Origin of the sequence: Paraburkholderia sp. IMGN_8 (assembly GCF_038050405.1) — a bacterium.
GTDB lineage: Bacteria > Pseudomonadota > Gammaproteobacteria > Burkholderiales > Burkholderiaceae > Paraburkholderia.
Genome location: NZ_CP150901.1, coordinates 3273090 through 3287052, shown reverse-complemented (window position 1 = coordinate 3287052; position 13963 = coordinate 3273090). Strand labels below are relative to the sequence as shown.

At 62.8% G+C, this 13963-nt stretch carries 6 protein-coding genes; all 6 read left to right on the top strand.

Features of this window, described 5'->3' with window-relative positions:
- The first annotated feature begins 4 nt into the window (after nt 1–4).
- The gene (locus WN982_RS35950) at nt 5–8344 is read left to right on the top strand and encodes a choice-of-anchor Q domain-containing protein (protein WP_341316742.1); all 8340 of its coding nucleotides are present in this window, start codon (nt 5–7) and stop codon (nt 8342–8344) included.
- 13 nt (nt 8345–8357) lie between these two features.
- The gene (locus WN982_RS35945; RefSeq protein ID WP_341316741.1) at nt 8358–8858 is read left to right on the top strand and encodes a hypothetical protein; all 501 of its coding nucleotides are present in this window, start codon (nt 8358–8360) and stop codon (nt 8856–8858) included.
- Nucleotides 8859–8900: 42 nt separating this feature from the next.
- Nucleotides 8901–9719, top strand: coding sequence for an outer membrane lipoprotein-sorting protein (locus WN982_RS35940; protein ID WP_341316740.1), 819 nt, complete (start codon nt 8901–8903; stop codon nt 9717–9719).
- Between the two features lie 27 nt (nt 9720–9746).
- Complete coding sequence (locus WN982_RS35935; RefSeq protein ID WP_341316739.1) at nt 9747–10583, top strand: hypothetical protein; 837 nt, start codon at nt 9747–9749, stop codon at nt 10581–10583.
- A 2-nt stretch (nt 10584–10585) separates the two neighbouring features.
- Nucleotides 10586–12280: a cytochrome C gene (locus tag WN982_RS35930; RefSeq protein WP_341316738.1), complete on the top strand. Its 1695-nt coding sequence runs from the start codon at nt 10586–10588 to the stop codon at nt 12278–12280.
- Between the two features lie 212 nt (nt 12281–12492).
- Nucleotides 12493–13878 carry a cytochrome C gene (locus WN982_RS35925; RefSeq protein ID WP_341316737.1) on the top strand — a complete coding sequence of 462 codons (1386 nt, stop codon included), beginning with the start codon at nt 12493–12495 and terminating at the stop codon, nt 13876–13878.
- The last annotated feature ends 85 nt before the right edge of the window (nt 13879–13963 follow it).

Genomic DNA, 13963 nt, shown 5'->3' with positions numbered 1-13963 from the left:
CGCGATGAGATCCACCCAGTTTAAGGCGACCCTCTTCGACGTGTTCAAGGCAGGGGTCACGGCGTGCATTCTGCTGACGGCCAGTAGCGTATCTTTCGCTCAGGTCGTCAATCTGACGGCGAAAGCGACGACCGCTGCGTTGCCCGACGGGCAGGCTGTGCCGATGTGGGGCTACACTTGTACGCCGGCTGCGGTGGCACCGGCTACCTGTGCGGCGGCGAATCCGGGCGCCGGAGCGAACTGGTCGCCGGTGGTGATCACCGTGCCGACAGGATCGCTGACGATCAATCTCACCAATAGCTTGCCCGGCGCCGTGCCGACCTCGCTCGTGATCGTGGGTCAGCTTGGCGGGGGCCTGGGTGAGGCTCCGGTGAGAACGGTGAGTCCGCCGCATCCGACGCAAACCGCGACGACCTGGCCGATTGCTGCCCCACTCGCCGCCAGTTCGGCGTGGTTTACGCCGCCCAAGCAAGCAGACCGCGTCCAGTCGTTTGCGACCGAGGTGCCGAAAGGCAACACAACGAAGCTGACCTGGAACAATCTCAGCCCCGGCACCTATCTGATCGAGTCGGGAACGCATCCGTCGATCCAGGGGCCGATGGGGTTGTACGGCGTACTGGTGGTCAAGACTCCGGTCGGCGGCAACGTGAGCTGCCCGGTGGCGTCGCAGACCTATCAGGCCTATCCGAATATCTGCTATGACGCGGACGTGCCGCTCGTGCTGAGCGAAATCGATCCCGTGCAAAACACGGCTGTCGCAGCGGCGGTGGCGACGACGGGCTTCAGCGAAACCCTGGCGTGGTCGGGTCAGCCCGGCGGCTGCGGCAATTCGAAGTCGACGTCGTTCGGCACCTGCTATCCGCCGACGGTGAACTACGATCCGCGCTACTACCTGATCAACGGTGTCGCCTTCGACCGCACGAACGCCAAGGCCTCGTCATTTGCCGCCGCCGCGCCTGCGGCTACGGGCCAGGTGCTGGTGCGCTTCGTGAACGCGGGTCTGCGGATGCACGTTCCGTCGGTGGTGGGCGCGCAAACCGGCACGCCTGCTGTTTCCGGTTTCTCGCTGATTGCAGAGGACGGCAATGTGTTGCCCGGCAATGCGCGGATTCAGTCGGAAGTGTTTCTGGCGGCGGGCAAAACGCAGGACGTGTTGTTGAACGCACCGGCGACAGGCGCATTGGCGCTCCCGGTGTTCGACCGCGAACTGAGTCTGTCCACCAACAATCAGCGCGACGGCGGCATGCAGGGCTACATCAGCGTCAATAGCGGCGCGCTGCCGACGGCGTCGCTGGCCAATCAGAATGCGGTTGCCAATGGCGCTAGCTACTTCTTTGTCAAGGGCACCACGTTGACCGTGTCGGACCCTGCCAAGGGCGTGAAAGCCAAGGATGTCAACGTGTATGGCGTTGAGGTCAAGACCCCGACCACGGGCGGCGCGCTCACGCTGAACCCGGACGGCACGTTCGTCTATGTGCCGAATGCCACCACGACGGCTGACAGCTTTGTGTATCAGGCGAACGGCAATCCTGCGATATCCGCGACGGTCACGCTGTCGGCGTGCAGCGCCGCCAACGGCTGTCTGTCCGGCCCGCCGGTGGCCCACAACGGCAGTTACACGAGCAACATCGCGTCGCTGCTGCAAGTCGGCGCCCCGGGCGTGCTGGCCTATGCCACCGATCCGAAGGGGTTGCCTCTTACCGCGGCGCTTTCGGGTGGTGTCACCGGCGGCAGCGTCACGCTGAATCCGGACGGGTCGTTCACTGCCGTACCGACGGCGCCGCCGGTCGGCAACGCGACGGCTAATGTGACGTTCCATTACACGGCAGTGAATTCGCAGACCACGTCGAGTGCTGCCGCGACCGTGACGGTGACGTTCAAGGGCGGCAGCGGAATCAACGTCAAGGTGCTGGACGCGCCGAGCACGTTGCCGGGCAAGACGCCGGTTCAGTTGACCGACTACCGCTGGATCATCGAGGAAGACCGTACCTTCCAGATCGATCCTGCCTGCCAGACCACCGCGAAAACGCGGCCGTCTACGTGCCCGCCGCTGCCGGTTCCGAGTCTCGGCGCAAACTTCCACACCAGCTACATGCCGGTGGTGGCAGCAGGCTGTGTCGGCAAAGTCGCGTGCGAGTCGGGGCAGACGGTGTACGACCCGGCGACCAATTCTCACCTGCCGGCCGTGTGCGACATCGGCAACGGCGTGTGCCGCACGACTGCTGCGCAACAGACGCCGGTCGAGCCGAAGTATGTGGCGCTCGATCCGACGAAGCACTACTACATTTCGGTCTTGCCGGGCGATGCGGGCAACACCTTCGGGAATGGCGGGGGCAATCCGGTGCCCATCGATCCGAAGAACCCCACTGGGCCGACGAGACAGTTCGATATCGCCAAGGACTGCAAGTCGGGTCCCGGCGGCGCGGATTTTGCGCCGGGCACGGGCAAGTGCGGCCACACCATGGGCGGCGCGCCGATCCCGCCGGTCCCGGCCGGACAGGCCAGCAGGCCCGACGTCAAAGTGCTGGTAACAGAAACGCCGGTCCCGACAGCGAAGGTCTCGGTGTTCGTCTTCGAGGACGACGCCCCGCTCAATGGAGAGGTGGACGTCAGCGGCGGAACCGACGTGCTCGGTACAGCCCGCGAGCCGGGACTCGGCGGGTTCGAAATCAAGCTCTGGGACGACGCGGGGCAAACCGGCGACCCGACCGGACAGATGAGTTACGACATGTTCAACATGCCGCTGTCCAATTCGTTGCAGGGGACCAAGGATCCCGTGACGGGGCTCGATGCGTGCCCGATATCACGGCAGGCCGATACATTCGACCCGGTCACCGGACAGCTCATCAGCAGTGATGGCATGGTCGGCATGATCCCGACCTGCCCGAAATACGAGTCGGATGGCAAGACGCTGTCGCCGCTCGTCGGCCAGGCCATCATTGCCAACCTGATGCCCGGCCGGTACGGCATCGTCGCGACGCCGGCAGCCGACAGAATCGGCAGAGGCGAGGAATGGCTGCAGACGAACACGCTGGACGGACAGAAGGGCCACGACGCGTTCGTCAAGATCGGCGGCCCGGCATACTTCCAGGAGTTCGGACCGGCGGGCTTTCACGTCTCGATCGGCTTTGCCAATCCGAAAATCATCAATGCCCGCCTGCCGCTCCTCTGCACAGGTGCCGCAGCTGCGACGTGCAACAACGGGATCAAGGGCAGGGTAACGAACCTGCACTACAGCCGTCCGCCGAACGAGAACCTCTACGGCAGTGGCTCGCGCACCTCGCTGGGTTTCACCCAGTGCTACGTCAGCGTCGGCGATCCGGACAGCGAGGATATTGCGTTCACCAAGTGCGATGCCGATGGAAGGTTCAGCTTTAGCGGCCTGCCCCCTGGCACGTTCAGAATCACGATCTTCGATCAATGGAACGATCAGATCGTCGATGGGCTCGCGACGGCGGTCAAGCTGGCGAACGGCCAGACCGTGGATGTCGGGGATCTTTCGGTGCTCCAGTGGCACACGAATCTCTACACCCGGACCTTCCTGGACACGACCGGCTCCGGCGTCTCGACGTCGAGTTCCCCACCGCTCGGGCTGCTTTCAACCAATATCCGCTTCCGCGACGGCAGCTATTCGAATTTCAACATCACCGACCTGAACGGCTACGCGACGTTCAACGAAGTGTTCCCGTTGTTCAACTGGTACGTCGTCGACACCGACGAGACGCGGTTCAAGCAGACGGGCGTCCACGTCGTCTATGACGCGGGCGGTCCACCCGACGGCACGCCTGGCGGGGGCACGTCGACCATTGCCGCCAACTACGCCAACACGCTGGAATCGGCGACGGCGCATCTGCCGACGAACCTGCGCGTGCCGGGCGCGGTGTATTGCAACGATGCGGACTGCAAGGACCGCTCGGGCACGAACCCGTCGACCGGCAGAGTCGATCCGCCGTGGGTGACCACGATGGGTTGGCAGGGCTTCTCGGGGCAGAGCTCTTTTATCGAGTTCGGCAAGGCGCCGTTCGGCGCGAATGAAAACGGCGGCATCCGGGGCGAAGTCATCTATGCATCGACGCGGCCGTTCGACGATCCTTCGCTGTTGATCCACACGAAGTGGACGCCTAACGTGCCGAACGTCACGGTGAATCTGTATCAGGAGGGCACCGCGAAGGACGGCACCACCAGCCTGAAGCTGGTGGACACGACCAAGACCGCCAGCTGGGATGACTGGGCACAGGGCTTCCGCTCGGACGGTGTCCCGAACATGAACTGTCCGGGACAGGAGACAAACGACCCGTTCTTCTTCACGCTGAAGGACACTACCCAGTGGCTCGACCCGCACCATCGTGCGTTGCCGGCGCATTCGCAGTTCAAGTGCTACGACGGCATGCACGCGTTCAACCAGCTGCAGCCGGCGCCGTACGACGGTATGTACAAATTCCCCAGCGTGACGGGCAGGGATCCGACTACCGGCAAGCCGACCGCGACAAACTGCACGGTTTGCGTGGCGAATCCTTCAGGCGATGGCACGAAGATGCTGCCTGCCGGCAAGTATGTGGTCGAAGTGATCGTGCCGCCGGGCTACGAACTGGTGAAGGAGGAGGACAAGAACATCCTGATCGGCGACAACTACATCGCGCCTGTGACACAGCAGTTCGGCGGCATTGGCGCCATCTTCATCCTGCCCGACCAGGCTGCGATGAACGCCACCTACAACCGGAACAATGCGCAGAATCCGACCACGAATCTCGGATCCACCACGTACTCCCGGGGTGAGGGCGACACGGGCAGCGTCGAAACCTCCTGGCCTTGCGTCGGTGCGCTGCGCATCGTGCCCGACTACATGAGCATTTTCCCGGAAGTGCAGGAAGTCGCGCCGTTCGCGGGCGCCTCGCGGCACCTGTGCGACCGCAAGGAAGTGAACCTGACGAACCAGGCGACAGTGCTGACGAAGTTCTGGATCTTCAGTTCGACGCACGTGGCCGCGCACTACACCGGCTTCATGCTGGATGACTTCTCTTCGGAGTTCGATCCGTATTCGCCGCAATTCGGCGAAAAGTTCGCGGTACCGAACGTACCGATCTCGATGAAGGATTTTTCCGGCAACGAAGTCGCTCGCACGTATTCGGATCAGTGGGGCATCTTCAACGGGTTGAACTATTCGACCTGGCAAGTCAACCCGCCGAACCCGACCGGCTATGCGCCGACGATGATGGTCGCCTGCATGAACGACCCGGATATGCCCGACCCGGCGCATCCTGGCCAGACGATTCGCGATCCCCTGTTCAACCCGGCGTACAGCCAGTTCTGTTACGAGATTCCGTTCATGCCAGGGCAGACCCAGTATATGGATACGCCAGTGGTGCCGGTCTCGGCCTTCGCGGAAGGCTACGACCAGCCTGACTGCGCGTACCCGGATGCCACGCCTGCGATCGCCAGCGTCACCGGCGACTCGAGCGGCGGCGGCGCGGGACCGTGGATCAGCCAGTTCGGCCTCGGCCACACGCTGACGATCAAGGCTCAGGGCAACCAGCAGGTGCCGAACCACGCGTACACGGGACCGAGCGCGACCAAGGCGCCGTTCAACGAGAAGTTCATCACGCGCCACTATGGCTTCGGTGAAAGGGATGACAGGTCATCGGTCACGATCGGCGGCGTGCCGGCAGTGGTGACTTCATGGACCGATAAGCAGATTACGGTGCTGCCGCAGGCGCCGGTTCCGTTGATCGGGCCGCAGATGAACTGCCCGCTCCAGCAAAGCAACGCGTCGCCTGCGAAGTGCGGTGAACTCGTCATCACGGCCGCCAACGGCAAGCGCTCGATCGATACGGTCACCGTCACGGTCGGCGGCAAGGCGCCGACCTACGTGAACGGCGAGAACGCCACGAACAACGCGATCCAGACCGCGATCGACAACGCCACCCCGGGCGACATGATCGTCGTCGGCCCAGGTGTCTATAACGAAATGCTGCTCATGTGGAAGCCGGTCCGGCTGCAAGGTGTCGGCGCGACGTCAGTGACCGTCAACGCGAACACGCATCCGTCGGGCAAGATGGACCCGTGGCGCAGGCAGGTTGGCTGTCTCTTCGGCGACGCATTGAACGGCGGCCTGATCTCGGCGAGCAATCCGTACGATCCGACCGGCACGTATTCCTGTTCGACGGCGATGCAGCGCCAGGTCGACGGGATCCCGTTCGAACCGATCTCCGGTTGGGACTTCAACCTCAACGGCAATCTGGCCGAACTGCTGATCGAACCGACGCTGATGGGCGCGTATGAAGGTGCGGCCATCACCGTTCTCGGCAAAGGCGTGAAGGACGTGCTGGTGGGCGGCGTGCTGCAAGCCGATCCGAACTGCACCGCGAACGGCATCTGCGCGCCGCTCACGAACAGCCCCGCGGATTGCACGACGTACCCGAGCAACTTCCTGTGCAATCCGTCGCGGATCGACGGTATGACCTTCACCAACAGCTCGCAGGGCGGCGGCGGGATCTTCCTGCACGGCTGGAACCATTACACGGAGGTCTCGAACAACCGTGTCTTCGCCAACGCAGGGACGCTCACGGGCGGTATCACGGTGGGCCAGGTCGAAACGCCTGACGGGACCATTGGCGCGGATGGCGTGACTCAGCAGCCGTTCGAGTTCAACGCGTATGTGAACGTGCACAACAACGCGGTCACGTCGAACGCTTCGTACGGCGACGAAATCAACTCGACCACGCCTTCGTCCGCGGGCGGTGTGACCTTCTGCACAGGTGCCGACTACTATCACTTCAACTACAACTGGGTCTGCGGCAACATAAGCAGTGGCGACGGCGGCGGTATCGCGCACTTCGGCTTCAGCTATAACGGCGACATCTCGCACAACTGGGTGCTGTTCAACCAGAGCAACAACCCGACGCTGCCCACCTATGGGGGCGGTGTGATCGCCCAGGGCGTGCCTCCTGACGGCACCTTCTGCGAGAACCAGACCACGGACATCGATTGTGCGCCTCAGCTTTCGGATGGCGTGGGCCCTGGCCTCCAGATCGACGGCAACCTGATCGTCGGCAATACGGCGGAAAGCGGCAAGGGCGGTGGCCTGCGGCTGCAGAACGTCAACGGCACCGATGTGCAGCGCAGCCCCAGCAACCGGGACGCGTGGTATCAGGTTAGCGTGATCAACAACATCATCGCGGACAACGTGGCCGGGTGGGCGGGAGGCGGCGTCTCGCTGCAGGATGCGGTGCGGGTGAACTTCGTCAACAACACGGTTGTCTCCAACGACGCCACGGCGTCGGCGGGCGTGCTCTTCAACACGTCTGCCGCCACGCAGGCCAATGTCGGGCCGCCGAACTGCACGACGGTGGGAGCGGAAACGACCTGCAACCCGATCACGACGTCGCAATACCAACCGGCTGGGCTGGAGACCGCGCGCCATACGTCGAACTTCATTGCCGCGTTCACCAACCCGGGAGTGGTGTGCCCGACAGGTCAGCCCAACTGCACGACGTTCTCGAACCCGGTGCTGACCAACAATCTGTTCTGGCAGAACCGCACGTTCTATATCACGGTGGGAGGGCCGAATCCGAACATAGCGGGCCTGCAGAACGCGGTCGCGTTGAATCCGTCCTTGAATCAGGCCGGCAAGGCGACGGGCTATTGCGATCCGAATGCGGTCTACTGGGATATCGGCGCGTTTGGCGACACCTCGGCCAGCAACCGTCAGGCCGGTATGTCGATGAGCCCGCAGTACTCGATTCTGACCGATGCCGGCGACTACCCGGGGGCGCACAACAGCGGGTTGAATCCGGCGGTGGTGCGCCAGTACTGCAATGGTTCGCGTGTGCCGCCGGAAGCGGGCGGGATCGGCATCGCGGTGCCCCCGGGCATTTCGGATACGGTTCTTCCGAATCCGCTGTTCACCCTGATGCCGTCGGCGACGCCGGATGAAGGCAATCAGTGGATCAACATGTCGTACGGTCCGCTGTCGCTGTTCAACGAAGCGCGCAAGTCGGGCAGCAACGTACTGCTGGGCAACTACTCGATCAAGGCCGGATCGCCGGCAATCGATCACGGTACGTCAGCCGGTGCGCCGGATCATGACATCTTCGGCACGTCGCGGCCGCAAGGCTTCGGATACGACATCGGTGCGGTTGAGTTGCCGGTGTTCGGCGGAGCTCCGATCTATCCGCTCGCATTGGGGAGCCAATCGGGCGGTCTGTTCGGCCTGTTGCCAGGACTGGCGCCGAACCTTGGCGGGATCCTGCCCGGCGGAGCGCCGCAGCTGCCCGGCGGGGTGCCGCAACTACCCGGAACGCCGCCGCTGAATCCGGCGCAAGCGCTGCCGGCGCTCTTACGCTGAGGGGGATGCTGCAATGAAACTTCGATCCCTCTCGATGCCGCCGGCGGTGCTGTTCGCGAGCAGCGTCTGTCTGGCCGCGACCGTGGTTCAGGCGATCGCGGCCCAGCCGGGCGCACCGGCGGCGTCCACGCCCAGGCACTCGCCGTATTTGCCCGTGAGCATGTCGCAGCACGCGAAGAACTACTACGGGCTGATGAAGGGCATCGACAACCTGAGCGTGCGCCGCACGGCGTCGGGCAATCTGATTCGCTTCAGCTACCGCGTGACCGATCCGGTGGCGGCGCATCTGCTCGGCGAGAAGACCGCGACTGCCTATCTGTACGGGCAAGCGAGCCATGCGTTGCTCGAGATTCCGGTGATGGACAAGATCGGCCAACTGCGCCAGACCGGTCCACTGGAAGTCGGTCAGGAATACTGGATGGTGTTTTCCAACAAGGGCAATCCGATCAAGGCGGGGGACCGCGTCGACGTATTCGTCGGCTCGCTCCATATCGACGGACTGATTGTCGAATGATCGCGGAACAGCGATCTGCTACATAAATAGGGGAGGTGACTCATGACCCGGTTTCTTTTGATGGCGCTCTCCGCAGCCTCTGTGGCGGGTGTTCTGGCATCCGGCCCGGTTGCGTTCGCGGCCTCGACCGCAGGAACGGCTCAGGCCGCGGCGGCGAGTCATCTGAGTGCGGCGCAGATCGTCGAGCGGAACGTGGCGGCACGCGGCGGGCTTCAGGCGTGGCACGCGGTCAATGCAATGACGATGACGGGGCAGATCGAGGCCGGCGGCACGAAGAACACCAAGCTGCCGTTCACGATGACGTTGAAGCGGCCGCACAAGAGTCGATTCGAGGTTCGCTTCAACGAGAAGGCGGCCTATCAGGTCTACGACGGCGCGCAGGGCTGGAAAGTCAGGCCTTTCCTCGGACGCGATGAAGTCGAGCCCTATACGCCTGCGGAGGCCAAATCGGCTGCGACGTCGGCTGAACTGGACGGGCCGCTGATCGACTATGCGAGCAAGGGCTCGCGGGTCGAGGCGCTGGGCATGGAACAGGTGGAAGGGCATCGCGCGTACGTCCTGAAGCTGACGACAAAAGACCATGTGTCACGCCGCATCTGGATCGACGCAAGCAGCTTTCTGGAACTTAAGATCGACGGCGAACCGCGCAAGCTCGACGGCAAGATGCACGACGTCGCCATCTTCTATCGCGATTACCGGAAAGAAAGTGGGCTCGTCGTGCCGCACACGCTGGAGACCGTTGTCACCGGCGGCAAACAGCCGCACAAGTTGACGATCGAGCATGTCAAGGTGAATCCGCCAACGGACGACACCCTGTTTGCGAAACCGCAACTGGCTATGGCCAAGGTGCCGAGCCACTAGCCGAACATCCGTGCGAGGTTCACGGCCATGACAAGAATCGTATTGTGGATGCTCGTCGGCTGCCTGACGGTGGCGGTGTACGCGAGCGAGCAGATACCGGCGGAGCACGATCTGAGCGCGGACCAGATCGTCGAGAAGAACGTCGCCGCGAGGGGCGGCCTCGACGCATGGCGGAAGATTCAGACGATGGTCTGGGTCGGGCACGTGGATAGTGCGAACGCCCCGGCGCAGGATCTGCCGTTCATGCTCGCGCTGAAGCGCCCGAACAAGACACGTTTCGAGATCACCGTGCTCAACCAGAAGGCGATCCGGGTATTCGACGGCCGGCAGGGCTGGAAGCTGAGCCCGAGCGTGATGGGCAACGGAGATTTTCGGCCGTACACGATGGACGAGTTGAAGTCCGCGCATGACGAGCAGGTCATCGACGGCTTGCTGATCGACCATCAGGCGAAGGGTGTCGATGTCACGCTCGACGGTACCGATAAGGTCGACGGACACGATGCCTACCGCCTTGGCGTGAAGCTGCCTTCCGGTGTCACCCGTCATGTGTGGGTCGACGCGCAAAGCTTTCTGGATGTGAAGTATGACCGCCAGGCGCGGGGCGCTCACGGGCCGGTCACAGTGGAAGTGAAGTACAGCGACTACAAGAACGTGGATGGTTTGCAGATACCGTTCACGATCGAAAGCGGCGCCGCGGCTTCCGGCAAGAGAGACAAGCTGACGATCGACAAGTTATCGCTCAATCCGCCGCTGGACGATGCGATGTTCACGAGGCCCGCCTCGCAGGGCCACCGCAATTCGGTGTCGGTCGACGCCAGCGCCTCGCCGCCGGTGCTTCGCGCGATGACCCGGCCGACGCCGTAGCCATGGACTGCGCTTGGGGCAGCCGGGAAGCCATCGCGCGGGCGCGGCCGCGCGCGGCGCGCACGCTCGTTCAATGCGTGTTGCTCGCCGTGCTGATGGTACAGGTGGGCAAGGCGAACTGTGCTCCCGCAGCGCCGCCGGTCACGACAGCGAGCACGGGGGAAGCGATCTTCCAGAAAGGTGTGCTGGGTTCGGGCGAACCGCTCGAAGCGATGCACGACGGCGGCGTGAACCTGCGCGGCGCCGCAGCGGCCTGTATGAATTGCCATCGGCGCAGCGGTCTCGGCTCCAGAGAGGGAACGACCAGCATCCCGCCGATCACCGGCCGGTATCTGGTCCATCCTCGCGCGGACAGCCCCGACGATCTCGACATACCCTACATTCCAGGCATGCGCACCAATCGCGAGCCCTACACCGACGCGACGATCGCAAGGGCGATACGCGACGGGGTCGACTCGGAAGGCAAGCCGCTCAGCAATCTGATGCCGCAGTACACGCTGAACGACACCGACATGGCAGCGCTGATCGGCTATCTGAAGCGTCTCGATCGACGCGCGCCGGCGGGTGTCACGGACACGGTGCTGCATTTCGCGACGATCATTACACCCGATGCGGACCCGGTGAAACGGCGCGGCATGCTCGATGTGCTCAAGCAGTACTTCGATGACAAGAACGTGTTTCCGCTTGGCGCGACGCCGCCACTGCGCTCGTCGCGCAAAATGATGTTCATGGTCAATCGACGCTGGGAGCTGCATGTGTGGGAGCTGAGCGGCCCGCCGGCGACCTGGCATGAACAGTTGAGGCGCTATCTGGCGGAGCAGCCGGTGCTTGCGGTGCTGTCGGGACTCGGGGGCAAGAACTGGACCCCGGTCCACGAGTTCTGCGAGCAGGAGGCCGTGCCCTGTCTCTTTCCCAATGTGGAAGTGCCGGTCGAAACCGACCACGATTTCTACTCCGTCTATTTCTCGAAGGGCGTGCTGCTGGAGGCGGATCTGCTTGCCGGGCGGATTCTCGATGAAGCCGGCAGCAAGCCGCCGCAAGCGATGCCAAGAGTCTGGCAGGTCTACCGCACGGGCGACAACGGCGAGCAGGGTGCACAGGCGCTTGCCGCCGCATTGAAGGGGCACGGCATTGCGGTGGCGAACCGCGTTCTTGCACGAGACGCCAGCGTCGCGCGCGCCATGCATGGCATTTCGCGTAAGGACGTGCTCGTGCTGTGGCTGCGTCCGCCCGACATCGCGGCGCTCGGCCGTTCACTGCCACCATCGGACACGGTGTTCATGTCGGGGCTGCTGGGCGGGCTGGATAACGCGCCATTGTCAGCGAGCTGGCGCGGCGTCACGCGCCTTGCGTATCCGTTCGACTTGCCGGACGGTCGGCGTGTCCGTGTCGACTATGCGTTCGGCTGGTTCTCGATCCGCAAAATTCCGATGGTCGCCCCACAGGTCCAGGCGGACACCTATCTCGCGTGCGGCCTGCTTGCTGAGACGCTCAGCCATATGGTCGATGCATTCGGCAGGGAATATCTGATCGAGCGTATCCAGGACATGCTTGAACGCCGCATCCTGACTGGCTACTATCCGCGCCTGACGCTGGCGCCGGGGCAGCACTTCGCGTCCAAGGGCGGCTATATCGTCCGGTTTGCGGAGCCTGACAGCATGCGGCTCGTCGCCGACGGTCCGTGGGTAGTGCCGTAGTTTCCTGAGAACCGCGGGCGGCAATCGAACGCGATGGACTGGAGCGCCCTCCTACCCAAAGAGTAGGACGTTGACCCCTGTCGGACTTCATCACGCGTTTGCACAATGAAAGTGTGGCGTGCAGTGAGCAATGTGAACTGCCATTGATGTAGTTCCAGGTCTTTACCACTCGTGGTGTTAGGCAGCCGGGAGACGGCGCAGGGGAGACAGCCATGTCAAAGGCTAGTATCGATAACCAGGCGCTTTATCGTCTGCTTCGCCGCGGCTCGGTAGCCGCACTCGCGGCGCTTTGTCTGTTGCTGACTTCCACCGCGCACGCATTGCCCGTATTCGCGCGCCAGACGGGGCAAAGCTGCGTAGCGTGTCACGCCGGCGGCCAATTTCCTGAACTGACACCCTATGGGCGAATGTTCAAGCTGAACGGCTATACCCTCGGCGAACGCACGATTCCGATTGCCGTGATGGGAAGTGCCGATTTGAGCAAGACAAGGAGCAACCTCGACTCCAGCGGGACGCCCATCAATCCCAAAAATGGCCTGCCGATATTCGACGCGGCCAGTATTTTCCTTGCGGGGAAAATAACCGACAAGATCGGCGGATTTACCCAGTTCACCTACGCGAACTACGATCACCAGGACGCCGACGGCAAGTGGCAGGGGCATTGGGCATCGGACAACACCGACTTCCGTTTCGTGGACAGGATCATGGGGGACTCCGACGACTTCATTCTCGGCCTGACCCTCCACAACAATCCGACCGTGCAGGACGTCTGGAACAGTGCACCTGCCTGGAGCTATCCGTACATTTCCTCGACGATCAGCCCGGTTGCGCGCATCCAGAACCTGCCGCTCATCGAGGGAGGACTGGCCCAGCAGGTCGTGGGCATGGGTGGCTATCTGTACTGGAACAAGACTGTCTACGCTGAATTGACGGCGTACAGCACTGCCGACGGCATCTGGTCATTCCTGAGCCATGGCAACAAACCAGGCGACACGGCTCACCCGCAGACCTATCTGCGCGGCTACAACCCCTATGCACGCATCGCCCTGACTCGCGACTGGGGGCCACATAGCGTGATGTTGGGCGCCTTCGGGTTGAGTGTTGACGTCTACCCCAACGACCCAAATGCTTTCCCCATATTCGGCCAAGGCGTGACCCGCTTTCGCGATTATGGCTTGGATGCGCAGTACGAGTACCTGCTGGAACCGCACACGATCACCGCACAGGCGCGCTATGTTCGAGAGAATATTCATGACCCCAACAATTTCGTTTTGGGCGATAGCACTGCGGGGAATCTGAACACGCTGCGGCTCAAGGCATCGTACGTTTATCAGTCCAAGTACGGTGTCAGCCTGTCCTTCTTCAATACGACGGGCAGCCCCGACAGCGCGGCTTACTCAGGCAGTGCGAATTTCTCTCCTAACACGCAGGGGTGGATGCCTGAAATATTCTGGATTCCAGTGCAAAACATCCGCGTCGGCGTGCAGTACACGCATTTCACCAAATTCCTTGGCGCCTCAAACAACTACGACGGTAATGGACGCAATGCAAGAGACAACGACACGCTGTTTGTCTATCTGTGGGCGGCGTATTGGTGACATCCACGCCAGCGTTTCCGACTAAAACTTGTCGCGTTTGCCTGGAATAAAGGAAAGGTGCCCCGCGTTCATGCAGTACCGGCGA